This is a genomic window from Veillonella infantium, from assembly GCF_002959895.1.
Classification (GTDB): domain Bacteria; phylum Bacillota; class Negativicutes; order Veillonellales; family Veillonellaceae; genus Veillonella; species Veillonella infantium.
This window is the reverse complement of the sequence record NZ_PPDD01000001.1, coordinates 1-25,150: the sequence shown is the minus strand read 5'-3', so window position 1 is coordinate 25,150 and position 25,150 is coordinate 1. Positions and strand designations below refer to the sequence as shown.

25 protein-coding genes are annotated in these 25,150 nt (G+C 40.8%); 23 read left to right on the top strand and 2 right to left on the bottom strand.

The genetic code is table 11. The features are described 5' to 3' along the window. Nucleotides 1-103: 103 nt before the first annotated feature. Nucleotides 104-994, bottom strand: coding sequence for a PocR ligand-binding domain-containing protein (locus VCHSUH03_RS00125; protein ID WP_105093610.1), 891 nt, complete (start codon nucleotides 992-994; stop codon nucleotides 104-106). Nucleotides 995-1,474: 480 nt separating this feature from the next. Between VCHSUH03_RS00125 and pduB (VCHSUH03_RS00120) the strand changes: the two genes are divergently transcribed. The 22 genes from pduB (VCHSUH03_RS00120) to VCHSUH03_RS00015 all read left to right on the top strand — a co-directional run bounded on the left by pduB (VCHSUH03_RS00120) (nucleotide 1,475) and on the right by VCHSUH03_RS00015 (nucleotide 22,653). Beyond that, nucleotides 1,475-2,176 (top strand): propanediol utilization microcompartment protein PduB, encoded by a 702-nt coding sequence (gene pduB, locus VCHSUH03_RS00120; RefSeq protein ID WP_105093609.1) that lies wholly within the window; start codon nucleotides 1,475-1,477, stop codon nucleotides 2,174-2,176. Nucleotides 2,177-2,197: 21 nt separating this feature from the next. After that, the gene (locus VCHSUH03_RS00115) at nucleotides 2,198-3,859 is read left to right on the top strand and encodes a propanediol/glycerol family dehydratase large subunit (protein ID WP_105093608.1); all 1,662 of its coding nucleotides are present in this window, start codon (nucleotides 2,198-2,200) and stop codon (nucleotides 3,857-3,859) included. Between the two features lie 9 nt (nucleotides 3,860-3,868). Further along, entirely contained in the window at nucleotides 3,869-4,567 is a 699-nt protein-coding gene (locus VCHSUH03_RS00110) for a propanediol/glycerol family dehydratase medium subunit (protein ID WP_105093607.1), read from the top strand. Between the two features lie 11 nt (nucleotides 4,568-4,578). Continuing rightward, complete coding sequence (locus VCHSUH03_RS00105) at nucleotides 4,579-5,109, top strand: diol dehydratase small subunit (protein WP_105093606.1); 531 nt, start codon at nucleotides 4,579-4,581, stop codon at nucleotides 5,107-5,109. 18 nt (nucleotides 5,110-5,127) lie between these two features. Beyond that, nucleotides 5,128-6,954 (top strand): diol dehydratase reactivase subunit alpha, encoded by a 1,827-nt coding sequence (locus tag VCHSUH03_RS00100; RefSeq protein WP_105093605.1) that lies wholly within the window; start codon nucleotides 5,128-5,130, stop codon nucleotides 6,952-6,954. Beyond that, nucleotides 6,951-7,325: a glycerol dehydratase reactivase beta/small subunit family protein gene (locus VCHSUH03_RS00095; RefSeq protein WP_105093604.1), complete on the top strand. Its 375-nt coding sequence runs from the start codon at nucleotides 6,951-6,953 to the stop codon at nucleotides 7,323-7,325. The genes VCHSUH03_RS00100 and VCHSUH03_RS00095 overlap by 4 nt, the downstream gene beginning before the upstream one ends. 27 nt (nucleotides 7,326-7,352) lie before the next feature. Then, the gene (locus tag VCHSUH03_RS00090; protein ID WP_105093603.1) at nucleotides 7,353-8,408 is read left to right on the top strand and encodes a cob(I)yrinic acid a,c-diamide adenosyltransferase; all 1,056 of its coding nucleotides are present in this window, start codon (nucleotides 7,353-7,355) and stop codon (nucleotides 8,406-8,408) included. A 10-nt stretch (nucleotides 8,409-8,418) separates the two neighbouring features. Further along, nucleotides 8,419-9,141 carry an MIP/aquaporin family protein gene (locus VCHSUH03_RS00085; RefSeq protein WP_105093602.1) on the top strand — a complete coding sequence of 241 codons (723 nt, stop codon included), beginning with the start codon at nucleotides 8,419-8,421 and terminating at the stop codon, nucleotides 9,139-9,141. Between the two features lie 85 nt (nucleotides 9,142-9,226). Further along, nucleotides 9,227-9,589: an ethanolamine utilization microcompartment protein EutS gene (gene eutS / locus VCHSUH03_RS00080; protein ID WP_038117203.1), complete on the top strand. Its 363-nt coding sequence runs from the start codon at nucleotides 9,227-9,229 to the stop codon at nucleotides 9,587-9,589. Nucleotides 9,590-9,602: 13 nt separating this feature from the next. Further along, on the top strand, nucleotides 9,603-10,043 hold the full coding sequence (locus tag VCHSUH03_RS00075; RefSeq protein WP_105093601.1) for a EutP/PduV family microcompartment system protein: 441 nt from the start codon (nucleotides 9,603-9,605) through the stop codon (nucleotides 10,041-10,043). A gap of 18 nt (nucleotides 10,044-10,061) precedes the next feature. Further along, nucleotides 10,062-11,069: a nicotinate-nucleotide--dimethylbenzimidazole phosphoribosyltransferase gene (locus VCHSUH03_RS00070; RefSeq protein WP_105084998.1), complete on the top strand. Its 1,008-nt coding sequence runs from the start codon at nucleotides 10,062-10,064 to the stop codon at nucleotides 11,067-11,069. A 44-nt stretch (nucleotides 11,070-11,113) separates the two neighbouring features. Continuing rightward, nucleotides 11,114-11,395: a propanediol utilization microcompartment protein PduA gene (pduA, locus tag VCHSUH03_RS00065; protein ID WP_005385289.1), complete on the top strand. Its 282-nt coding sequence runs from the start codon at nucleotides 11,114-11,116 to the stop codon at nucleotides 11,393-11,395. Nucleotides 11,396-11,397: 2 nt separating this feature from the next. Beyond that, nucleotides 11,398-12,240: a propanediol utilization microcompartment protein PduB gene (gene pduB / locus VCHSUH03_RS00060; protein WP_105093600.1), complete on the top strand. Its 843-nt coding sequence runs from the start codon at nucleotides 11,398-11,400 to the stop codon at nucleotides 12,238-12,240. Nucleotides 12,241-12,262: 22 nt separating this feature from the next. Further along, nucleotides 12,263-12,706, top strand: a complete 444-nt coding sequence (locus tag VCHSUH03_RS09590; RefSeq protein ID WP_105093599.1) for a BMC domain-containing protein — start codon at nucleotides 12,263-12,265, stop codon at nucleotides 12,704-12,706. Nucleotides 12,707-12,732: 26 nt separating this feature from the next. After that, nucleotides 12,733-13,008: a propanediol utilization microcompartment protein PduA gene (gene pduA / locus VCHSUH03_RS00050; protein WP_005385294.1), complete on the top strand. Its 276-nt coding sequence runs from the start codon at nucleotides 12,733-12,735 to the stop codon at nucleotides 13,006-13,008. A 6-nt stretch (nucleotides 13,009-13,014) separates the two neighbouring features. Continuing rightward, nucleotides 13,015-13,635 carry a phosphate propanoyltransferase gene (pduL, locus tag VCHSUH03_RS00045; RefSeq protein WP_105093598.1) on the top strand — a complete coding sequence of 207 codons (621 nt, stop codon included), beginning with the start codon at nucleotides 13,015-13,017 and terminating at the stop codon, nucleotides 13,633-13,635. Between the two features lie 10 nt (nucleotides 13,636-13,645). After that, nucleotides 13,646-14,485, top strand: coding sequence for an ethanolamine utilization protein EutJ (eutJ, locus tag VCHSUH03_RS00040; protein ID WP_233188216.1), 840 nt, complete (start codon nucleotides 13,646-13,648; stop codon nucleotides 14,483-14,485). A gap of 1 nt (nucleotide 14,486) precedes the next feature. Further along, a complete protein-coding gene (gene pduM, locus VCHSUH03_RS00035; protein ID WP_105093597.1) occupies nucleotides 14,487-14,978 on the top strand; it encodes a PduM family microcompartment protein in 492 nt (163 codons plus the stop codon). Beyond that, nucleotides 14,965-15,231, top strand: a complete 267-nt coding sequence (locus VCHSUH03_RS00030) for a EutN/CcmL family microcompartment protein (protein ID WP_024066335.1) — start codon at nucleotides 14,965-14,967, stop codon at nucleotides 15,229-15,231. The genes pduM and VCHSUH03_RS00030 overlap by 14 nt, the downstream gene beginning before the upstream one ends. A 128-nt stretch (nucleotides 15,232-15,359) precedes the next feature. Beyond that, nucleotides 15,360-16,793, top strand: coding sequence for an aldehyde dehydrogenase family protein (locus tag VCHSUH03_RS00025; protein ID WP_241536878.1), 1,434 nt, complete (start codon nucleotides 15,360-15,362; stop codon nucleotides 16,791-16,793). 11 nt (nucleotides 16,794-16,804) lie between these two features. Beyond that, nucleotides 16,805-17,923, top strand: coding sequence for a 1-propanol dehydrogenase PduQ (locus tag VCHSUH03_RS00020; RefSeq protein WP_105093595.1), 1,119 nt, complete (start codon nucleotides 16,805-16,807; stop codon nucleotides 17,921-17,923). Nucleotides 17,924-18,399: 476 nt separating this feature from the next. After that, nucleotides 18,400-22,653 (top strand): 2-hydroxyacyl-CoA dehydratase, encoded by a 4,254-nt coding sequence (locus VCHSUH03_RS00015; protein WP_105093594.1) that lies wholly within the window; start codon nucleotides 18,400-18,402, stop codon nucleotides 22,651-22,653. A gap of 618 nt (nucleotides 22,654-23,271) precedes the next feature. Here VCHSUH03_RS00015 and VCHSUH03_RS00010 read toward each other — a convergent pair. Next, nucleotides 23,272-24,459: a multidrug effflux MFS transporter gene (locus VCHSUH03_RS00010; protein ID WP_105093593.1), complete on the bottom strand. Its 1,188-nt coding sequence runs from the start codon at nucleotides 24,457-24,459 to the stop codon at nucleotides 23,272-23,274. 233 nt (nucleotides 24,460-24,692) lie between these two features. Here VCHSUH03_RS00010 and VCHSUH03_RS00005 point away from each other — a divergent pair, with 233 nt between their 5' ends. Further along, the gene (locus VCHSUH03_RS00005) at nucleotides 24,693-24,977 is read left to right on the top strand and encodes a PepSY domain-containing protein (RefSeq protein WP_105093592.1); all 285 of its coding nucleotides are present in this window, start codon (nucleotides 24,693-24,695) and stop codon (nucleotides 24,975-24,977) included. The last annotated feature ends 173 nt before the right edge of the window (nucleotides 24,978-25,150 follow it).

The following is a 25,150-nucleotide window of genomic DNA, read 5'->3' as shown; positions in this document are numbered from 1 at the left end:
TGATCGTTAATAATATATGTATCTGATACAATACCTTCTCATGACAAACTCTATAGATACGAAAAAGGCGTAACACCATTGCTGTTACGTCTTTTTTATTATATTATGCATCAATTGGTTTTGCATATTTTTTCCGATATGAATGTGGTGTTTCAGTGGTAGCCATTTTGAAAATTTTACAGAAATAACTAGTTCTGTTATAGCCCAATGTTTTACTGATCTGATTAACTGTTAGTTGGGAATATACTAATAGTTTTTTTGCTTCTTGTATGCGTAATAGTGTTATATATTGCACTACTGAAAGTCCCGTATCATCTTTAAAAATCTTAGAGAAGTAGGACTCACTTAAATGAATATGTTCCGAAATCCTTCTGAGCGACACTCGTTTGCTCAGATTTTTTTCTATATATAACATAGCCTTTCGAATTTCTGGACGGTTAATAGGTCGTTCAGACTCCACAAAGTCTGGCAATTGTTCATAAGGCATCTCTTCTGCTATGGCATCGTTAAATGGGAAGTAGTGTTCAACCAAAATCCGTAAAACCTTTGTAGCACTGTAAATTTGTTCGGCTGTCAAAACTGGTAAGGTCTGATATAATGCACGAAGTTTGGTGTCATCATGCCAATCGGTTTGGGTAGGAAGAATAGGTTTGATTGTCGTATCTTCTGTTTTTGTTTGACCTGCCATAATAAAACCTAAAATGGCTCCATCTTTCATAACCGGAACAGAGAAATCGATGAGGCCCATGTGACAGCGATACGGGCAGGATGATAGTTCTTTTGTAGCATCTAGGCCACCATATAAGTCGCATTGATTGCAGCGCTTGGCATAGATTGGATTGCGCCTTACAACCTTGCAAAAAGGGGAAAAGTTATATTCTTGAGATAACACTTTTCCACGATTATTAACAAAAATAGCCGCAATCTTTGTTATGTTTGTGAAATCGCGCATGATTTCATTAATAAGCTTAGTATCTTCATTCGTACAAATCATGGTAAAACCTCCAATCACAAATGTGTTAAGAGGGCTAGTAAGCACACCGCTAAAATAGCTCTACTTGCTCTCTATCTAAAGGGTAGGCTCTAAACCTGAGAAAAGAGAAAAGTGACATACCACCTAAAATTCATATACCTATAAAATTACGTTATTTCTTGCTTTTACATGTATAAGTATAACAGGATTGTCGTATTTTTGTAATAGAAAAATCGCATTTTACGAATATACATAAAAAAGTTGCATTTAATAATTTTTATAATAAAGGTAGATAAAGCCTTATAGTACATGTGTTTAGAAAGGATTGAGTCCGATGGGTTGTGACTGAATAGCAAGGCATGCTCTATAGTAATATATGGTGTACAGAATTTAAGGTTGCATACATATGAATGATTAAAGAAATGATAAAAAATATAAAATGGTATACCGCAACATAGTTTTCTGTACATAGATACTTTCATTATACGTATGGAGGGTATTATGGCGACAACATGTGGATTAACTGAATTTGTAGGGACTAGCAAAACTGGTGATACTATAGGTCTCGTAATTGCTAATGTAGATCAACAAGTATTAGATGCGATGCAATTGAAGAAAAAATATCGTTCTATCGGTATTTTAGGGGCTCGTACAGGTGCAGGCCCTCATATTATGGCAGCTGACGAAGCAGTAAAAGCAACCAATACTGAAATTGTTAGCATTGAATTACCTCGTGATACTAAAGGTGGAGCAGGTCATGGCTCTCTTATCATCTTTGGTGGTGATGATGTATCCGATGTAAAACGTGCTATTGAAGTTGCATTGGCTGAAGTGGAACGCACCTTTGGCGATGTATACGCAAACGATGCGGGACATCTTGAACTTCAATATACAGCACGCGCTAGCCATGCAGTAAATGCAGCATTTGGTGCTCCTGAAGGTAAAGCCTTTGGCCTTATCGTAGGCGCTCCAGCAGCTATTGGTGTAGTCATGGCCGATGTAGCTGTTAAATCTGCTAACGTTGATGTAATTGGTTATGCATCTCCTTCTGCAGGCACAAGCAATTCTAACGAAGTTATTTTACAAATTTCTGGTGATTCTGGGGCTGTACGACAAGCAGTAATCTCTGCTCGTGAAGTAGGTAAGAAATTGCTAGGTACGATGGGTGACGAACCAGTGAACGGAGCCCCTTCCTATATCTAATCTGAAAGGATGGTATGCCCTATGAAATCAAAACGTTTCGAAGTCTTAAGTCAACGTCCTGTCAATCAGGATGGTTATGTAAAGGAATGGGTAGAGGAAGGTTTTATAGCCATGGAATCTCCTCAAGATCCAAAGCCTAGCCTCAAAATCGAAGGTGGACGCATCGTTGAACTCGATGGTAAACGCCGCGAAGATTTTGATCTTATCGATACATTTATTGCAAATTACGGTATCGTTCTCGATGGTGCTCAAGAAGCAATGACAAAGGATTCAAAAGAGATTGCTAATATGATGCTTACACCATCAGTACCTCGTGAAGAAATCGTTAAGATTTGTAAATCTATTACTCCAGCGAAAATGTTGGAAGTTGTTTCTTCTATGAACGTTGTTGAAATGATGCAATGTATGCAAAAAATGCGTGCTCGTCGTACAATGGCTAACCAAGCCCATGTAACGAACGTAAACGACAATCCAGTGCAAATCGCAGCGGATGCTGCGGAAGGTGCACTTCGTGGATTCGCAGAAGAAGAAACAACAGTAGCCGTTGCTCGTTACGCACCACTTAATGCGATTAGCTTACTCGTAGGCTCTCAATGTGGTCGCCCAGGTGTATTGACACAATGCTCCTTGGAAGAAGCAACAGAATTGGAACTTGGCATGCGTGGCTTCACAGCATATGCAGAAACAATTTCCGTATATGGTACAGAAGACGTATTTACCGATGGTGATGATACACCGTGGTCTAAAGGATTCCTCGCATCTGCTTATGCATCTCGTGGTCTTAAAATGCGCTTCACCTCTGGTACAGGTTCTGAAGTACAAATGGGCCAAGCAGAAGGTAAATCTATGTTATATCTTGAAATCCGTTGCCTATACATCACAAAAGGCGCCGGCGTACAAGGTATCCAAAATGGTTCTGTAAGCTGTATCGGTATTCCAGCAGCTGTACCTTCTGGTATCCGCGCTGTATTAGCAGAAAACCTTGTAGCAGCTATGCTTGACCTAGAATGTGCATCTAGTAATGACCAAACATTCAGTCATTCTGATTTGCGTAGAACAGCTCGTACATTGATGCAATTTGCACCTGGCACTGACTTCATTTGCTCTGGTTATAGCTCTACACCAAACTATGACAACATGTTTGCTGGTTCTAACTGGGATGCAGAAGACTATGATGACTGGACAATTATCCAACGTGACCTAAAAGTAAATGGCGGTCTTATTCCTGCTCGTGAAGAAGAAGTAGTAGCAGTTCGTAATAAAGCGGCTCGTGCACTACAAGCTTTGTTCAAAGCATTAGGTTTGCCTCCGATTACAGATCAAGAGGTAGAGGCTGCTACTTATGCGAATGGCTCTAAAGATATGCCTCCTCGCGACAAGGTTGCAGATATTAAAGCGGCTCAAGACTTGTTGAACCGCGGTGTTACAGGCGTTGACTTTGTAAAAGGCTTAGCTAAAGAAGGTCATCCTGATGTAGCACAAAGTATTTTGAATCTATTAAAACAAAAAATCTCCGGCGATTACTTACAAACATCGGCCATCTTTGACCGTGATTTCAATGTTATCTCCGCGATTAACAATAGAAATGACTATCAAGGTGTTGGCACAGGTTATCGTGTGGAAGGTGAAGATTGGGAACGCATTAAAGATATTCCAAACGCCATTGATCCACGGGATATATAAGGAGGTGTCATGATGGCTGAAATTAACAGAGATGTATTACGTTCTATTATCCTAGACGTTTTACAAGAAATGGGTGGTGTTCATGAAGCACCACAATTCAAGGCTAGTGCTGGTGAAAGCACAACACCAAGTGCGGCTCCTCGACATGAAGATCCAACTGGTGACGATAGCTGGCTCCAAACTGGTGGCCCTGCACAACCTGGTACAAGCGCAGATGAAGTAGTTATTGCTGTTGGCCCTGCCTTTGGCCGTAGTCAACGACAAACTATCGTTGGTGTACCGCATCAAGAGGTAATTCGCCAATTAGTAGCTGGTATCGAAGAAGAAGGTTTAAAAGCTCGTGTAATTCGCGTATACCGTTCCTCTGACGTAGCGGCTGTAGCCGTTGAAGGCGATTCTATTTCTGGATCTGGTGTATGCATCGGTATTCAATCTAAAGGTACAACCTTGATTCACCAACGCGATTTACAACCACTTTCAAATTTGGAATTATTCCCTCAAGCACCTCTATTAACAGCTGAAACATACCGTGCTATCGGTAAAAATGCTGCTAAATATGCTAAGGGCGAATCCCCAACACCAGTACCAACATTGAACGATCAAATGGCTCGTCCAAAATACCAAGCATTATCTGCATTGCTTCATATCAAGGAAACTAAGCATGTAGTAAAAGGTAAGCCAGCTGATGAAGTTCGTGTCACTGTATAAGGAGGTTTACTATGGCTAACGAATTAGAAGCCTTAATCCGGCAGATCGTATCTGAAATAGAAGGGGCAAAGGGAAATACCACACAATACTCTGCGCCTCATACATCATCTACAACTAATACAGTAGATAGGGTGGCTACCATCGAGGATTATCCGATTGCTAAAAAACATCCAGAATGGATTGATCTTGGTCAAGGTCGAGACTTAAGCCATATTACGATGGATAACGTAATGGCTGGACATATTACAATGGACGATTTAAAAATTTCTCCATCTATTTTGAAAGCCCAAGGTCAAATTGCTAAGGCTGGGGGGCGAGATCAAATTGAACTCAACTTCTCTCGCGCTGCAGAAATGACGAAGGTAAGTGATAAACGCTTACTTGAAATGTATAATGCACTTCGTCCATATCGTTCTTCCAAACAAGAACTGTTAGATATTGCTAGCGAACTTGATGGTTTAGGGGCTCCAATTTGTGCAAACTTTGTACGAGAAGCTGCAGAAAATTACGAACGTCGTAAAAAACTTAAAGGTGATAATTAACCTATAGGAGATGTCATTATGAAACGAATTGTTGGCATCGATATCGGAAACTCTACAACAGAAGCGGCCTTGGCCGAAATTCATAGCAATGGCGAGGTAAAGTTCTTATCTTCTGCAATAGCTAGTACCACAGGCATTAAAGGAACACGCGAAAATATCGTAGGTCTCATGGATGCCCTCAAGTCGCTAATCAGGTCTGCTAATCTTACACTACGAGACATCGACTTAGTTCGCATTAATGAGGCTACACCAGTTATCGGTGATGTGGCTATGGAAACGATTACAGAAACGATTATTACGGAATCTACCATGATTGGTCACAATCCTAAAACACCAGGTGGTCTAGGCCTTGGAGTAGGCTATACGGTTCCCATTGAGCAACTGATTGATAAGCCACAAGGTCAGCCATACATCGTGGTAGCTCCAAAGATTATCGATTTTGAATTGATAGCACAGCTAATTAATGCGTACTGTAAGCGAGGTTATGATATTCGAGCTGCTATTCTTCAAGCCGATGACGGCGTACTCGTTAATAATCGATTGGATCATAAAATTCCTATCGTAGACGAGGTTGCGTATATCGATAAAATCCCAATGGGCATGCTTTCTGCTGTAGAGGTTGTAGAACCGGGGCAAGTAGTATCACAATTATCGAATCCTTATGGAATTGCCACTGTATTTGAGCTTTCACCAGAGGAAACAAAGAATATTGTACCTATCGCTAGAGCTCTTATCGGAAATCGCTCAGCTGTAGTCATCAAAACACCAGCAGGGGACGTTAAGGAGCGGGTAATACCGGCAGGATCCATCATTGTTATGGGGAATGACCGAACTGTATCCGTTGATGTATCTGCTGGGGCAGAGAGGATTATGGAAACTCTCGAATCTGTTCATCCTATCGATGATATTAGTGGTGAAGCCGGTACGAACGTAGGTGGCATGCTTGAAAAGGTTCGCCTTACAATGGCTCAATTGACGAATAAATCCCCTCAAGATGTATTTATCCAAGATTTGCTAGCCGTAGATGTAGCTGTTCCTATCAATGTAAAGGGCGGCCTTGCAGGGGAGTTCTCTATGGAACAAGCCGTAGGCATTGCCTCCATGGTTAAGTCAGATCATCTACAAATGGAAATTATTGCAAAGCAGGTAGAAAAAGAGTTAGGCGTACCAGTTGAAATCGGTGGTGAAGAGGCTGAATCAGCTATCTTAGGCGCTTTGACTACACCGGGGACAGCAAAACCAATGGCCATACTCGATCTAGGGGCAGGCTCAACTGATGCATCCATCATTAACCAAGAAGGAAAAATTAAAGCCATTCATCTTGCAGGGGCAGGAAATATGGTAACTATGCTCATCAATTCTGAACTTGGTTTAGAGGATATGCATATTGCAGAAGCCATCAAACGAGACCCATTGGCTCAAGTACTCAGTGTATATCACATTCGTCACGAAGATGGAACGGTGCAGTTCTTTAATGAACCACTTTCGGCAGCATTGTTTGGCCGCGTTGTTATCGTAACGCCAGATGGGCTCGTTCCTGTAGAGCGAGATATCCCTCTAGAAACGATTAAGCGTGTTCGTCAAACCGCAAAGAAACGGGTATTTGTCACAAATTCACTCCGCGCTTTGGCATCTGTTAGTCCTACTCATAATGTGCGAGATATACCATTCGTAGTTATCGTAGGTGGTTCTGCATTAGACTTTGAAATTCCTCAACTCGTAACCGATGCACTTTCACAATATGCATTAGTAGCGGGGCGAGGCAACATTCGAGGCGTTGAAGGGGCACGAAATGCGGTAGCAACAGGATTGGTATTATCCTATGTACAGAAGGGAGGCCTATGATGGATCAAAGTATCGTCAGTAAGCCAACCATATTGCTGTATACTACAGAGCATATCAGTGAGGATATACTAAAACCCGTACTATATGGAATTGAAGAGGAAGGTCTTCCTGTTGTCATTGAGTCCCATAGTGGTACGCATATGACATTGGCCGACCTAGCATCTCGTAATTCCGCTTTATCTGTTGGGATAGGCGTTGATGATGAGGCGATTGTGTTGACCTATAAAAACATACCAATGCATCAATTTATTTATCGACTTACGAGCTATGCTCAATATCCAAATAGCTTACGCACCTTGGGTGTCAATGCAGCCCGCCTTGTAAAAGGTAATCCTTTCGTTTCTGATGAACGATTGGAAGTAGCTTTTTAAATCTAACTAACTTTAGAGGTGGTGCATATGGCTATTTATACGAAAACCGGTGATGCAGGTACAACGGCCTTATTTGATGGCACTAGAGTACCTAAAAATTCACTTCGTGTGGACACATATGGAACCTTTGATGAATTAAATGCACAGGTTAGTGTATGTGAGAAATTAGTCGTCTCACCAGACAATAAACATGTGCTTCACACATTACAACATCAGCTATTCCGCTTATGTGCGGAGATAGCTACGCCTCATGTGGAAAATCTAAGTGAAAGTAGCAATCTAATTTCACAACAAGATATAAGCGAATTGGAATACATGATCGATGACTATACAAAGCGATTGCCACAGCAACATAGCTTTATATTAAGCGGAAATTATCTATCTGCTGCAGAGCTACATGTGGCGCGTACCATTTGTCGTCGTGGTGAACGATTGCTTATAAGCTTAGGTTCTGTAGAACCTATTCGCGATGAGGTTCGTAAATTTATTAATCGACTATCTGATGCTCTATATATCATGGCTCGCATGGAAGACTATATACAATTTGTAGAAACAATTGTAGAACGCGTTTCAGAACGTGTAGCAACTAGTCGTGAGGAAATACTGACAGAAAGCAATCAATGCGTAAGTAATATAGAGCATACTGCTGAAAGTGGAGTTATTTATATGTCAACTGGGACAGAGTTAGAGCGTATTATGACGAAGCTTTCACAAGCGGCATTGGACTACGCTCAGTCCATAGGCGTACCTATCGTTGTATCTATAGTAGATGCAAACGGTGTATTAATGTATTTCCAACGTATGTCAGATGCATTGCTCATCAGTAACGACATCGCACAGGCAAAGGCGTACACCGCAGTGGCGCTTAAATCAGCAACTCATGAAATACATCCAAGCGCACAGCCTGATGGCGATCTATTCAACATAGAATCCATGGTAAACCGTAAAATTTGCACCTTTGGTGGCGGATATCCAATCATGATTAATGGAAAGATGATTGGTGGACTCGGCATTAGCGGTGGTACCGTGGCACAGGATATGGACATTGCATCTCATGCATTACAATCTCTGTTAACTCAATGAGGTGAAAACAATGGACGTAACGCAAATGTATATTAGTGAGTTTGTTGGTACTGCCGTTTTAATTGCATTTGGTAATACTACCAATGCATCTATCTTGTTAAAGAAAACCATTGTTAGTATTTTTGGTACTAACTGGCTACACATTATCTTCGGATGGGCATTTGCCGTAGCCTTTGGTGTATATGTAGGGATTACACTTGGTGGCCCGGGGCATTTGAACCCTGCCGTTACCTTTGCTCTTGCTGTAGCAGGTATATTCCCTTGGGATCAAGTCATTCCCATGTCCATAGCTCAAATTGCAGGTGGTTTTACAGGCGCTGCCATTGCTGCATTATTCTATTATCCACACTTTAAAGTAACCGGTCCTGACGAAGGAAACTGTGTAGGGATTTTTGCAACAGGTCCAGCAATCGATAATAAACCTTTCAATTTGATATCTGAAATCATAGCAACATTTATGTTTATGCTAGCGATTCTCTGCTTAGGAAAAATGGCCGATGGTTTAGCACCTATGGTCATCGGTATTTTGGTAGCATCCATTGGTATGTCCTTTGGTGCAACTACTGGATATGCATTAAATCCAGCCCGTGACTTTGGTCCGCGATTAGCATATTTCTTATTACCGATTCCTAATAAAGGAACTGCGAACTGGCAATATGCATGGGTACCATTTATTGGCCCATTGATTGGGGCAAGCTTAGCCGTGTTGTTCTTCCAATTAGTGGCACCTTAACTATAGCTAGAGTATATAAAACAACGACAAACTATAACATGTCAGTATAGTTTAAAGAATACATATTACATTAGGAGGAGATTATATGGCCTTTCAAGAGGTAATTGATGCAAAACAGCGCATCATACAAGAGTTTGTACCTGGAAAGCAGGTTACGATAGCCCATGTTATTGCCAATCCTAAGCCAGATCTATTTAGAAAAATGGGGCTTGAGGAAAAAGGGCGCAATGCCATTGGAATTCTTACCATAACACCTGGCGAAGGGACCATTATTGCAGCCGATATTGCAAGTAAATCTGGTGATATCGAAATCGGTTTCATCGATAGATTTTCAGGGGCACTTCTCATAACTGGTGATGTATCTGCTGTTGAATCTGCTTTGCGCAGCGTAATTGAAGGTCTGCAACGCATATTAGGATTCTTCCCAACGGATTTAACAAGATCCTAATGAAAGGGTAATTATGAGCACCGAAAAGAAAGAAAAACGCATCCTTCTAGTAGGTCGTAGCGGTTGTGGTAAGACTACATTAGCAGATACGATTACTCATGGCTCGGCTACGTATCATAAGACACAAGCCATAACGAGAGTAGGAAACTTCATCGATACCCCTGGAGAATATATGGAGAATCCTAATTACTATCGAGGCATTATCTTGCACGCCTATGATGCGGACATAGTGATTTTCATGATTCCTGCAGGTGATGAAACAACCATATTCCCACCAAATTTTGGAAACTCCTTAAATCGTGAGGTTATAGGGGTTGTATCAAAGGTGGATATGGGTAAAGATGTTGAAGCGCCTCGGCGCAATCTTAAACTAGCGGGAGCCACTAAGATTTTTGAAATATCAGTTCACGACGAAGAGTCGTTAAAACAATTATGTAACTACATATACGGTTAGTTGAAAGAAGGTTTTTCCATGGACAAAGTGTTTGAAGAACAACTTAATCAATTTATTTTAAATAAGGCGATCATTCCAAAAAGCTTGGGTCTATGGGAACGATATTTCAAAAAAATGTGTCTCGCTTGGCAAGATATGAAACCTGAGATTCAGGCTCAGCATATTATCTTTTCTGCAGATAATGGTATTTCCGTAGATGGCCTAATCGGTTATAACTATGAGATTACTCGCAAACAGTCTCAGAATATGATTGATGGTAAAAGTGCAGTTGCTAATTACTGTATCTTTAACCATATTCCTTATGAAGTGGTAGATGTAGGCATTGCGTGCCCACAAGGTATTGGGATAAATCGAAAGGTAGCTCAAGGCACAAAGAATATATTAGATGGTGCTGCTATGAGTGCTGAAGAGTTTGACCTAGCATATCAAGCTGGATATAACAGAGTTGTTTACTATGCAGAATCGGGTATCAATCTATTTTCCTTTGGCGAAATGGGTGTTGGTAATACGACTACTTCAGCAGCTGTCCTGAGTGGTCTTACAAAACTAGACCCACGGATAACTGTAGGTCCTGGATCTGGCCCTGATGAAGAGGCGTACATGAATCAAAAACGAGAGTTTGTACGTACTGCATTATCTCATCATAAGGGACACTTAAATAGTCCTAAAGAGGTAATTAGCCGCGTAGGTGGCTTTGATATAGCCGCGATTACAGGTGCTATGGTAGCTTGTACAGACTTACATATCCCATTTGTAATCGATGGATATATTACAGCAGTTGCCATGGCTTGTGCTACTCAAATGAATGGAGACGCTCCATTATACGGTATTCCATCTCATTATTCTCGCGAGGTAGGGATGGCCGCAGCATTGGCTTATGCCAATATTCGTCTTGATGAAGTTCCAATCCATGGACAAATGGCGTTAGGTGAAGGTACTGGTGCTGTACTCATGGTACAACTACTTAAAACAGCGCACTTTGCTTTTATGAATATAGGTACCATGGTGGAACTATTAGAAAAATAAATTTGTAATCTTTGCTCTATGTTTTGTAAAAGGAGAGAAAACAGATGACACAAGAAGCATTAGGTATGGTGGAAACTAAGGGTCTAGTAGGTGCTATTGAAGCAGCTGATGCAATGCTTAAAGCAGCTAATGTGGAACTCGTAGGCAATGAAAAAATTGGCTCTGGTCTCGTTACTGTTATGGTTCGTGGTGATGTAGGTGCTGTAAAAGCTGCTGTAGACGCAGGTGCAGCTGCTGCAGAACGGGTAGGCATTGTTATCTCTACTCATGTAATTCCAAGACCACATAAAGATGTAGAAGGTATTTTACCAACAAAGGGTGAATAATTATGGCCGATACTAAAAGTCTGGTAGACGAGATTTTAAAGCGCGTATTGATGCGTATCGATAGTGCTGATTTAAGCAAAACTTCAGGCGCCACTAGTAATGCATCATGTGCTTCGGCACATGTAAGTTCACCTGCTGTAAGTCAACTACAAACTTCTATGATTACTGAACACGTAGGTAGCACTACAACAGGCGATACAATTGGTCTCGTAATTGCCAATGTTGATAGTCAAGTATTGGAAGCTATGAAGCTCACTAAGTCATATCGATCCATCGGTATCTTAGGTTCACGTACAGGTGCAGGGCCGCAAATTATGGCCGCTGATGAAGCTGTAAAAGCAACGAATACAGAGATTGTTAGCATTGAACTGGCCCGTGATATGAAAGGTGGCGCTGGTTCTGGTTCCCTTATCATATTTGGTGGCGATGACGTATCCGATGTAAGACGTTCTGTGGAAGTAGCATTACGTGAATTAGAACGCACCTTTGGCGAAGTATATATGAATGACGCAGGCCATGTGGAGGTCCAATATACAGCGCGTGCAGGAGAAGCCTTAGTCACTGCTTTTGGGACACCAGAAGGTAAAGCCTTTGGGTTATTAGTAGGTGCCCCAGCAGCAATAGGTGTAGTTATGGCAGATACAGCAGTTAAATCAGCTAATGTAGATGTGGTAGATTATCAGTCTCCATCGAGCTCAGATATGTCTAATGAAGTTGTTTTACTAATTTCTGGTGACTCTGGCGCTGTTAAACAAGCTGTAAAAGCAGCACGTGATGTGGGGTTAGCGTTACTAGAAACTATGGGAGAAAGACCTAAAAACAAAGGTAATGCTTACATCATCTAATGAATAAACGTCGGGAGGTGGCATGGTGAAAGATTCACTAGGGTTACTAGAAGTAGCTGGTTTGCTGGGGGCTATCACCGCATCAGATGCAATGGTTAAAGCTGCAAATGTACGGCTCATAGGAATAGAAAAGGCGAGAGGACTTGGCTGGATGACCGTAAAGGTAACTGGTGATGTGGCAGCTGTTGAAGCAGCTGTTCAAACAGGTATAGCGATTACAAAAGGTATGAACTTGTATGTAGCTCACAAAGTAATTCCTCGACCTGCAGAAGGTTTAGTAGAATCCTTTAATGATGATTTTACAGATAAGCCGGCTAAGGTAGCTGATGGAACAGAGAAACCCAAATTAGATGAAAAGGTTGTTGAGGTGTTAGATGAGATAGTATCCACGATTATAGAACCGAAAAGTTCTAAATCAACAGGTACAAAGAAAACAACACCAAAGAACAACCCTAAAAAGAAATAAAGTAGTAAATAATAAAGGAGATTATCATGAATAACGCATTAGGCATGGTAGAAACAAAAGGTTTAGTAGGCGCAATTGAAGCGGCTGACGCAATGGTAAAAGCAGCTAACGTTACATTAGAAGGTACTGAAAAAATCGGTTCCGGTCTTGTAACAGTAATGGTTCGCGGTGATGTAGGCGCTGTAAAAGCGGCTGTTGATGCGGGCTGTGCAGCAGCACAAAAAGTAGGTGAAGTAGTATCTACTCACGTTATTCCACGCCCTCATAGCGATGTAGAATTAATCTTACCTAAGAAAGGATAATGGCTTATGGATCGGGAACAGATTCGTGCTATCGTACGAGAAGTGATCGAAGCCATGTTCGAATCGTCCATTCCCGTAGGTGTGAGCAATAGACATGTCCATCTATGTCAGGAGGACTGGGATATATTATTCCCTAACCAGGCTATTACTAAAAAAAGTGACTTAAAACAAACTGGAGAGTTTGCTTCAGAACAAACAGTTACTTTAGTGGGGCCTAAAGGGGTCATTCAAAATGTCCGCGTATTAGGTCCTCTTAGAAAACAGTCACAAGTAGAGGTATCTTTGACCGATGCCCGTGCATTGGGTATAAAACCTCCTATTGTGCTATCTGGTCATTTAGAATCAGCCGTAGAGATTACTCTATGTACTGAAAATGGGGAAATTACAAAACCTATTTGCATCGTTGCAAAACGGCATATTCATATGTCTCCTGATGATGCGAAACGGCTTTCTGTAAACGATGGCGACAGCGTAAATGTTGAAATTCAAACATCAGAGCGCACAACTGTATTTGGTGATGTCATCGTTCGAGCCGTACCGGGATTTGTTCTAGAACTCCATATTGATACAGATGAGGCAAATGCTGCCAATGTACAAGGTACAGTAATGGCGAGAATTGTACAGTAAAGTAGGTGATATGATGAAAGGTTTGAAAAAGGCAAATAATACCTTGCAAGAGTTCTCTGATCTTGTAGAGTCTAAACAAGTGAGCTCTCATAATCAAAAAAATTTGCGCGTAGGAATTGACCTTGGTACATCATCTATTGTCCTATCCGTAGTAAACGATAAAGGTAAACCTATATATGGTGCTTTTGAATACAACGAATCTATTCGAGATGGCCTTGTAGTTGACTATGTAGGAGCTGTTACAATTACGAGAGCTTTAAAGGCTAAGGCGGAAGCTGCCTTAGGCACAGAGCTTGTATATGCCGCAGCAGCTGTTCCACCTGGAACGATAGGCAAGAATAAAGAGGTAGTAGGTCATGTTCTTGAAAGTGCCGGTTTTGAAGTAACCTGCATTTTAGACGAGCCTACCGCTGCTGCTAATGTGCTAGGAATCACCGATGGCGCTGTTATCGACGTCGGTGGTGGTACTACGGGCATAAGCATTTTAAAAGATGGCCGAGTTGTATATACCGTAGATGAGCCTACAGGAGGTACCCATATGAACCTTGTTATTAGCGGGGCCTATGGCATCTCTATTCCTGAAGCGGAAGCTTATAAGCGCAATGAAGCGAATAAACGTGATGTATATGCAACCATACGGCCTGTAGTTGAAAAAATGGCAGCTATTTCTAAGCGTGCGTTACATGAGGGCGGCTATGAAAAGGGGACTCCTATTGTTGTTGTGGGCGGCGCCTCTAATTTTGAGGAGTTCACAAAGACTTTCAGTCAATATATAGGGTTACCTGTTCATAAGCCACTGTATCCAGAATTTGTAACGCCCTTAGGGATTGCCATGGGAAGTGAGCATTAATATGGATGCATTAGTTAAACTGGTGCTAGAACGCCTAGAAAAGCGCATGACATCCACTGCTACTTTTATGGTCACAGAGTGCAATAGCTATGATGAGCATATATTGTTGCAGAATCAACTCATTTCTTTCAGTGGTATAGATTATGGTCATATACGAGAGTTAATGTGCGATAGATTGGTGCCTTGGGTTGCCTATTTGCATCGTGCATTAGCCTATGACTGTGAGGTGACGATACACCTAGCAGTTCCTGTAACCTCGTTGATGAATCCATCAGTCATTCTAGATTGGCCTATCAAATTTCTAGATAAATTTGGTCGTCCTATATATGCCAGTCATCAAGCGTGGATAACGACCTCTTTTGTTAAATCTTGTGAAAGTCAGTCTATTATCGTCATATATAGGGGACAACGGTTTACCATGGCTGCTCGAGATGAAATCGAGCGCTTAGGTATCACAATAATTGAAGGGAACGAGAAGTATGCAAGTCGGTAAAGTTGTGGGTAGTATTGTATCTACTCAAAAGCATGAATCTCTAAAGGGAATGAAACTGATGATGGTTGATATTCTCGATGGAGAACAAGAGTTGACGGGGCGCATAGAAATCGCCGTCGATACAGTATGTGCTGGTGAAGGTGAATATGTGCTTCTAACTCGAGGCTCATCGGCACGGCATATTTTCGAAGATGATAAAGGCACCGCAGTAGATTGTGCTATTGTGGGTATTATTGATAGTTTTGAAAAATAATTGTATAGGAAATAGCTGGTGCCAGAGTTAAACCTAGTTATTGTGTCACATCATGAATGTATCCTTGATTGTGTACACCGTTAGTTGACATGGTCATTGCATCAGCAATGCAACCTATATGGAGGTTCATGATGGAAAACAATACACAGTTGAAAGAAATGATCCGCTCCATGGTTATAGATGTATTACAGGGGCAAAAGCAAGAAATGGCCTCATCACAACCTATTAAACAAGCGCCTAGAGGTCAAGTTGAGCCAGGTGTATTTGATACAGTTGATGAAGCAATTCAAGCTGCAAAAGCAGCACAAGCGCGCTTTGAAGATTGCACCTTAGCAACCCGTGAAAAGGTAATAGCAGACATCCGTGCTGCCATGCGTCCACGAGTACAAGAGTTGGCTCAGAAAACCGTTGAAGAAACGGGGATGGGTCGCGTTGCGGATAAAGTACTAAAATTAAATCTAACACTCGATAAAACACCGGGCGTAGAAGATCTCGTTACAGAGTGTGAAACAGGCGATAATGGTATGACATTATACGAATTGTCTGCTTATGGTGTTATTGGTGCTGTTACGCCAAGTACGAATCCAGCGGAAACATTAATATGTAATACAATAGGTATGCTAGCCGCAGGGAATGCTGTATTCTTTAGTGTTCATCCTGGTGCTAAGCATCTTAGTCGATTGCTAGTTAGTGAACTTAATCAAATCATCGCCAAATCGATTGGTATTGAAAACCTTATTGTTACACTTCGAGAACCATCTATTGAGTCTGCTCAAGAGATGATGCTACATCCAGATGTGAGCCTATTAGTTGTTACTGGAGGTCCTGGCGTAGTAAAACAAGCCCTTCAAAGTGGTAAAAAGGTTATTGGTGCTGGTGCAGGCAATCCACCGGCCTTTGTAGATGAAACGGCAGATATTAAAAAGGCCGCTCAAGATATTGTTCTTGGCGCTAGTCTAGATAATAATATTCTATGTATCGCTGAAAAGAGCGTTGTAGCCATGCGCCAAATCGAGCCACAGCTAGTTCAAGAAATGGTAAAAGCAGGTTGTGTTCTCCTTGAAAATAAACAAGATGTTCAACGCCTAGTCGATTTAACAGTGTTACCGAATGGAACACCAAACAAAAAATTTGTCGGTAAAAATGCAAGCGTTATTCTTGATGCAGCACATATTCCGTACAATGGTGATCCACGGTTAATTATCATGCGGGCTCCAAAAAATCATCCCTTTGCAGTAATTGAGATGTTAATGCCTATTTTACCTGTTGTTACAGTAGATAGCTTTGACGAAGGTCTTGATGTATGCTTGATGTTAGAAGCAGGCTTACATCATACGGCCACAATGCATTCCTTGAATATGGAACGTCTCAACCGGATGGCTCGTAAAATGAAAACTTCCATTTTTGTTAAGAATGGTCCGTCCTATGCAGGGCTTGGATTTAGTGGTGAGGGGACGACAACCTTTACAATTGCTACACCTACTGGGGAATCTACTACATCGGCTCGTTGCTTTGCGCGACGTCGTAGATGTTGTTTAACAACAGGATTTAATATTCGATAGGTGGTGAGCATATGAATCAATGGACTTTTCCAACCCAGATTTATGCAGGGCCAGATTCATTGAATCGTCTTACAGAGTTTTCTAATGAATCTATCCTTATCATATGCGATCCATTTTTAAAAGATTCTCCAAGTCTTACGTATGTGATGGGGTTAATGGATAGTAAAAATAAGGTAACCATCTACACTGATGTAGTACCTGATCCACCCATAACGCATGTAGTAAAGGGTATTGAGTTTATGGAAGGCATTAAACCAACTGTAATCATTGCCATAGGTGGGGGCTCCTGTATCGATATGAGTAAGGGCATTGCTTACTTTGGTCGTAAGTTAAAGCATATGGATATCAAATCCTTTATTGCTGTTCCTACTACTAGTGGAACTGGATCAGAAGTGACCTCTTTTGCTGTTCTTACAGATAGTGAAACACAAATTAAATATCCTCTTGTGGATGATGCGGTATTACCAGATGAAGCATTATTAACGCCATTATTTGTAAAAACATCTCCACCAAGTGTTACTGCATTCAGTGGTATGGATGTGCTAGTTCACGCATTGGAAGCCTATGTAGCAACGGCTGCAAATAATTTTACTGATGCGTTGGCACAACAGGCGATTGAGCTAGTCTTTACTTACTTACCAAGATGTCATAAGCCAACAGCAACAGAGCAAGATAGAATGTCTATGCATGAGGCTTCATGTTTAGCAGGTCTATCCTTTAACAAGGCCGGATTAGGTATAGTTCATGCCATGGCTCATCAGTTGGGAGGACAATTTCATGTGCCTCATGGTCTAGCTAACAGTATGCTTTTGCTTTATGTAATTGGATTTAATTGCTCTCGTAACCAAGAGGTGGCCAAGAAATATGCCCATCTATCTGCTAAGTTGGGCTTTGCATCGCATAAAGCATCCGATGGAGATAAAATAGGTGCATTACTAGAGGCGATTATAAAACTACAACGAACTTTAGAATGTCCAATGACACTGACTGAATTTGGTGTAGATAAGGCTACATCTGAACCAAAACTTAACCTCATGGCAGATAGAGCACTAGAGGATATGTGTTATAGATTTAATCCATACCCAGCTAACCATGATGATCTTATTGGATTATATAAAAAGGTTTTGTAACCTATATAGAGTGAATAATAAAACTCAAAAGTATATAATGAACAATACAAATACAAGAGGCTTCAATGATTTCATGGAAGCCTCTTTTTGTATTCCCTTATTCTTGTTAATTGAAATAGAAATAGAAATAATATTTACCTATTTGTTGCTTAAGTTATGTGCTGTTAGATACACTTTTTTTCATCTTAGAATGATATAATAAATTTTACATCCTATCTCGATGTAGAGGTGTTATTCAAGTTTAGTCATATTCCATATAACTCATTGGAATATAGAAAAACATAGATTTTATCTACATTTGTTGTATAATATGTATAGGATATTTAAAAAATTAGATGTTTTTGTGAAAGCCTATCCTTATCTAAGTTTAATTAGATGTTTGGTGCATTTTATTTTAGATTCATGCTCAATGTACTACTTTCACAATATGAGTATGATCTTGTGTGGTCATACGTTTTTTGAAAAGAGAGGTATTTATGCAACACATGCTACGCATGGGTATTGACGTGGGCTCTACAACGGTTAAAGTTGTACTATTAGACGAACACGATAATTATTTGTATAAAAAGTACATACGCCATTATGCAAACATTTTGGACACCGTATATACCTTGCTCCAAGAGGCTCAAGTGGGCCATGAAAATGATCAAGTTCATGTATGTATTACAGGTTCTGGTGGTATGGCGATGGCTGAAAAGGTACGCATTCCATTCGTGCAAGAGGTTATTGCTGAAACACGTGCTGTAAAAGCGTTGTATCCAGAAACTGATGTTATTATCGAACTTGGTGGTGAAGATGCGAAGGTAACCTATTTAGGTCAAACGGCAGAACACCGTATGAATGGTTCTTGTGCAGGTGGTACAGGTGCCTTCATCGACCAAATGGCGACTTTATTGCAAACTGATGCATCTGGTCTTAACCAATTGGCCATGAATGCTGATACGATTTATCCAATTGCAGCACGCTGTGGCGTATTTGCTAAAACAGACGTACAAGCTTTGTTAAACCAAGGCGCATCTCATGAAAATATTGCAAAATCCGTATTCCAAGCTATTGTAAACCAAACAATTGCGGGTCTTGCATGCGGTCATAAAATTGAAGGTAATGTAGCATTCCTTGGGGGGCCGTTAACATTCTTATCCGAACTTCGTCAATGTTTCTGCGATACCTTAGAACTAGATGAAGCTCATCGCATTATCCCTGAAAACGGTGAATTATTCATCGCCTTAGGGGCGGCTTTGATGAAAGAAGACTGTCGTGAGATTACGGTTGGTCAATTAACAAAGGAAATTGGTGCCCTCATCGGTATTCCTATGGAGGCTACAGATCGTGTAGAACCTCTATTTAAAAATGAACAAGAATTAGAAGAATTCCGCGCTCGTCACGCTAAGGCTGTAACGCCAAAAGCGAATATTGAAGATGCGCAAGGCCCTTGTTACCTTGGGATCGATGCTGGTTCTACTACTCTTAAGGTCGTTCTCATCAATAGTAATAAGGAAATCATATTCTCTCACTATGGTCCTAACCATGGTAAACCATTAGAAAAATCTCGTGAAATGATCGAGAAGATTTATGAACTGTTACCAAAAGGCGCGTATATTGCGCATTCTGGTGTAACTGGTTACGGCGAGGCATTTCTTAAACGTGCCCTTGGCATCGATATTGGTGAAGTAGAAACAATGGCTCACTATCGTGCAGCTCGTTACTTCTGCCCTGATGTATCCTTTATCTTAGACATCGGCGGTCAAGATATGAAATGCTGTAAGGTTCGCGATGGCTATATCGAAGATATCGTATTGAACGAAGCGTGCTCCTCTGGTTGCGGCTCCTTCATCGATACATTCGCATCCGGTCTACGCATTCCAATCGATCAATTCGCGAAGGAAGGTTTATTGGCATCCTTGCCAATCGACTTGGGTTCTCGTTGTACCGTATTTATGAACTCTAAAGTTAAGCAGGCTCAAAAAGAAGGTGCTACGGTACAAGATATCGCAGCAGGCCTTGCTTACTCTGTTATTAAAAATGCCCTTTACAAGGTTCTTAAGGTAAAAGATCCTAAAGAATTGGGCGATCATATCGTTGTACAAGGCGGTACATTCTACAATGAATCCGTATTGCGTGCCTTCGAGAAATTGATGGGTGTAGAAGTAATTCGTCCTGACGTATCTGGCTTGATGGGTGCTTATGGTATGGCTCTTCTTGCAGCTGAAACGGCAGAAGAGTTACAAAAGGAAAAAAGTACTTTGCTCGATAGCAATGGCCTTAACTCCTTACAAGTATCTACGACAATGCGCAATTGTGGCCTTTGCTCTAACAATTGTATGCTTACCATCAACGCTTTCTCCGACGGTCGTACCTACGTAACGGGTAACCGTTGTGACCGCGGTGCGGGCGGTATGATTCAAGAGGAACGCAAAGCTGTTCCTAACTTAGTAGACGTTAAATTGCGTCGTTACTTCGACTATTATTTGAAGAAAAATATTCCAGAGTTCGAAGGTAAAATGCGCGTAGGTATTCCTCGCGTCCTTAATATGTACGAGGATTTTCCATTCTGGTTTACATTCTTTAATACACTTGGCTACGAAGTAATTCTTTCCGATTACACTACAAAGGACCAATACAACAAGGCTATCGATACAATCCCATCCGATACAGCTTGCTATCCAGCAAAAGCGGTTCATGGTCATATTCGTGATCTTGCGAATGCACAGGTAGACTTTGTTTGGTACCCTTGTATTCAACATGGTCCTAAGGAATTTAGCCGCGACAATAATTACCATTGTCCAATGGTTATTTCCTATCCAGAGCTTATCAAAAACAACATGCAGGAGGTTCTGGGAGATACTCCATTCCACGCACCATTCTTGCCATTAGCTGATAAGAAATCTCTTGTTCCTGCTCTTGTGAAAGCATTGGACTTCTTGAATCTCAAGAAGAAAGATATTGCTAATGCTGTTGAAAAAGCTTGGGAAGAACAAGAAAATTGTAAGGCTTCTTACCGTGAAACGACAAAGAAAACAGTATCTCGCCTCGTAGCAGAACAAATTCCTACTATCGTATTGGCTGGTCGTCCATACCATTTGGACTCTGGTATTAATCACGGTATTCCAGAGCTTATTACATCCCTTGGTATGGCTGTTCTTACAGAAGATGGCGTTGCGCCACTTGGTAATGAAATTAAGCATCTACGTGTTGTAGACCAATGGTCTTACCATAGCCGTCTATACCGCGCTGCTGAATTCGTAAGTAGAACAGAAGGCTTCCAAATTGTTGAGCTTAACTCCTTTGGTTGCGGTCTCGATTCTATCGTAGCGGATCAAGTAAAAGATATACTTTCAGCAAACCATAAGATTCATACCTTACTCAAAATTGACGAAGGTACAAACCTTGGGGCTGTAACGATTCGTTTGCGTTCCTTGCAATCTGTAATGGAACGTAGCTTGCGTCGTCATCACAACCCAGAGGCACCAGAAGTGGTGGAAGAACAATTGCCAACCTACGATTATAATCGCGTGGTGTTCACAGAGGAAATGCGTAAGACCTATAAAATCTTGGTGCCACAAATGTCACCATTGCATTTTAGCCTCTTAGATCCAGTCCTCAAAAATGAAGGCTATAACTTTGAAATGTTGCCAGCTCCAACGCGTGACGATATTGAAGTAGGCTTGAAATATATCAATAATGATGCATGTTACCCAGCGATTATCGTTGTAGGGCAGCTCATGTCTGCACTATTATCTGGTAAATACGATATCGATAAAACAGCTGTTATCATCTCTCAAACAGGTGGTGGGTGCCGTGCTACAAACTATATTGGTTATTTGCGTAAAGCGTTGATTGACGCTGGTATGAAACAAGTGCCAATCCTATCTCTTAATGCAAGCGATATGGAACGTCAACCAGGCTTTAAATTGACAAAAGGTTTCTTGCATCGCATGATTCAAGCTGTTGTTTACGGTGATGCCCTCATGCAATGCGTATTGGCTACACGTCCTTACGAAACTAACCCGGGCTCTACAGATGCATTATGTGATTACTGGATTAAAAAATTACGTGAAAACATTACATCTGCAAGTCTTCGTCAGTATAATAAGTACATCAAAGAAATCATTCATGACTTTGATAACTTGCCGGTTAATAAAGATGTACAAAAACCTCGCGTTGGCGTCGTAGGTGAAATTTACGTTAAATTCCACCCAAGTGCTAACAACCATATCAATGAACTCATTGAAAAAGAAGGTGGCGAAGTCGTTACATCTGGTTTATTAGATTTCTTCTTATACTGCGCAATGGACAGCACATACCGTGCTAAACACCTTGATGGCACATGGCTATCTGGCTTCTTTGGTACATTGGCTCGTGAAGCCCTTGAACTCTACCGCTTGCCATACGCTAAAGCAGTAGCAGCGTCTAAAAACTTTGACCCTCTACAACGTATGACAGAAGTAGCAAAAGAAGCGGCTCACTACATTGGTCTTGGTAACCAATGCGGTGAAGGTTGGTTCCTCACCGGCGATATGATTGACCTCATTGAAAAAGGGGCTAAACAAATCGTATGCTTGCAACCATTCGGATGCTTACCAAACCACGTTACAGGTAAAGGCATGGTTAAAACACTATCCGCTGCCTACCCAGACGTGCGCATTGCTGCCATCGACTACGATCCAGGCTCCAGTGCAGTAAACCAAGCAAATCGGTTGAAACTACTACTATCGACAATGTTTGAATAAGAGTGCTCTGTTATATTTTCAATGGGGCCCCGTGACAACTACATATCACTAGTATAGAAAAAACACAGCCCTCTCTTGGCTCAGTACGTCACTACGTTCCGTAAAATCGCTGCAGAGAGGGCTGTGTTCTTTTCTATATACACCCATTATGAAGATGTCCCATTGAAAATATAACTAGTGCAGTGGGGAGGAGTTGAGATAGAGCTATTGTAAATAAGCGATAAGGTGCTTTCATTTTATAATGGGGCCCGAATACAACTGCATATTATTGGTATAGAAAAAATACAGCCCTCTCTTGGCTCAGTACGTCACTACGTTCCATAAAATCGCTGCAGAGAGGGCTGTATTCTTTTCTACAATCAGTTGGACAGGTGCTTTCCTTTATTGTGCTTAGTGTATTTGTAAAAAAGAATTAATATATTTTAATTATAGTCTGATAGTCCTACAATGGGACATCTTCATAGCAAAAATTAATAAAAATAGCGGTACCTTTTTCGAAGCGATTTTACGGAACGAAGTGACGTACTGAGCAAGAAGAAGGTACCGCTGTTTTTATACAAAATTTATTCTATTGTAACGGGGCCCCATTGTAGGACTTACACAAATGTTTAAAAGAGATTATTCTTTTCCTACTAAACCATACAAGCACAATAAGGAAAGCGCTGCACATACTAGCATTGTAATCCCCATTGGTATACCCGTATGATCGCCGCCAATACCAACGAGTGGAGATACAATGCCTGCCGCAAACATGCTTGCAAAGCCTAATATAGCAGAGGCGCTGCCTGCCATTTTTCCATAGTTTGTCATCGCCATAGAGAAGGAGGCGGAACCGAATAGGGATACTGTACACACAGTAAAGAATAGAATTGTTGTTACAGGAATGAGAGACCATTCAAAAATCATGGCTACTAAGAATAGTAAAGAGCCAATTGTAAGTTCCCATAGACTGAATGTAAGTAGTTGACGAGAGGTTACGACATTACTTACGCGTCCGCTAATGGCACTGGCTAAGATAATGCCGCAACTATTAATACCGAATAAATAGCTAAACTCTTGAGCAGATAGTTGAAATATATTTTGGTATACAAAGGATGAACCTGAGATATAGGCAAAGAAAGCGCCGAAAGCAAAGAATTGAATTAAAGATTGTCCTAGGAAGGGTTTATCTTTAATTAGTGTAAGATAGTTCTTTGTAGCCGTAGCAAGGCCGCCAGTAACGCGTTTTTCCTTTGGTAAGCTTTCACGGAAAAGAAAAGAGCCTACCAATAGAATAGCAGAGAATACTGCTAAGATAACAAAGATTACACGCCATGTAGTAAATAAGAGCAGTTGACCACCTACTAACGGTGCAAGGACTGGTGCGAGGCCGTTAACCATCATGAGTAAGGCAAAAAGTTTTGTTAATTCTTGACCGGATGCAAAGTCTCGAGCGATGGCTTTGGCAATTACAACGCCTACAGATCCGGTTAAACCTTGTAGAAATCTTCCTAGTAAAAGTATTTCGATACTTGGTGCATAGGCACAAATAATACTAGAAATAACGCATAGTAAGTTACCTACAACAAGTGGCATTTTACGGCCCATTGTGTCACTTATAGGCCCACCAAATAATTGACCTAAGGCAACGCCAAAGGTCATAACACCTATGGTCATTTGAATATTTGATGCTGTTGTATTTAATTCTCCAGGCATAATCGGTAATGCAGGTAAATACAGATCTGTTGCGAGCGGTGTAATAGCTGTTAACATGCCAAGGAATACTACCAAGATAAAGGAAACCTTAGCAGAATTTTCTTGAGTCATAAAATCCTCCTATCTTAAAATGGGAAAAATAAAAGCCTGCGAATCGCACTTCGCAGACTGCATTTAATTTTTTCTATTTGATACGATGTATTGTAACATGATTGGTAGATAATTTCTATAGATTTTTCTTGTTAATAATTATGATTTGCTATCTTTTTTCTTATCAATTACAATAATTGATATTATTTATATTTAGAATATTAATTCAATTTATGTGTGTAGGAGAGAATTATATGAAAAAAATGACAAAATTTTTGATTTTGGCTGTAGTGGCTGTACTAGGGACTACTGTAGTTTCTTCTGTAGAAGCTATTAGTTCTGATGAGGCTGTACAGAGTGCATTAGCTCGTGTGCCAGGAGCAACAGTTGCAAATGTAATCGAGTTCAATCGTGATTATGAGAATGGTCGTTTAGAGTATGAAGGTGAAATACATTATAACGGTTATGAATATGATTTTGAAATAGATGCAGATACTGGAACCTTTACTAAGTGGGAAGTAGAGCAAGAGGTTTATTAATAGATTGTTACAATTATATGTAGCAAATTAGTGAAATCTAAACTGTAGTATCATTAAGTCATGTTATATGTAGTATTTTCATATGTGGCAACAAAAAAGGGGCTGTAACAGAATGCGGTTTTACCGCATTCTAGTTGCAGCCCCTTTAAAATATAAGAAACACCAAGAATATT